Genomic DNA, 644 nt, shown 5'->3' with positions numbered 1-644 from the left:
GCTAGTAAAGCTACGATTTTTTGTGCGGATTCTTCTTATCCTATTTTAGCTAAACATGGTATAAAGCCTGATTATGTGCTTTCTTTGGAAAGGATTCCTTTAACTTCTGAATTTTTTAACAATGATTTTGGGGAATTTGATAAGGATATTTTGTTTGTTCTAAAATCCTATGTCCACCCTCATACTACAAAATATCTTCAAAAAAATAATAGAAATTTTATGCTTGTATCTACATATGCAAGTTTTATACAATATTTAAAATTAGATTATTTTGGATATTTTAACATGGGCAAAAGTGTAGCAAATATGAGCTACCTACTTACAGAATATTTAAACTATAAAAACATTATTCTCATAGGACAGGATTTAGCTTATGCAAAAGATGGATTTTCCCATACTAAAGATTATAAAAATCTTGATAAACATGAAGGACATTTTCAAAGAGATAAGGGCAAATTTCAATGTTTAGCTTATGGAGGTAACGGAAAAGTTGAAAGCTCTGAAATTTGGACTATGTTTCGACTAATTTTTGAAAATGACATTAATTATTTTCAAAAATTATTTAATATCACCACCTACAACTGTACCGAAGGTGGAGCAAGGATAGAAGGAACCATAGAAAAACCTTTTCTATGGGCTTGTGA

1 protein-coding gene is annotated in these 644 nt (G+C 29.5%); it reads left to right on the top strand.

Annotation, left to right across the window (positions count from 1 at the left end; translation table 11 throughout):
• A partial coding sequence (locus ELQ06_RS08535; protein ID WP_134237517.1) for a 6-hydroxymethylpterin diphosphokinase MptE-like protein occupies positions 1 to 644 on the top strand: 644 nt, incomplete at both ends.

Source organism: Campylobacter sp. CH246 (assembly GCF_004378835.1).
Lineage (GTDB): Bacteria > Campylobacterota > Campylobacteria > Campylobacterales > Campylobacteraceae > Campylobacter_D > Campylobacter_D jejuni.
The sequence above is the reverse complement of the archived record's forward strand: the minus strand, read 5'-3'. Positions and strand labels throughout refer to the sequence as shown.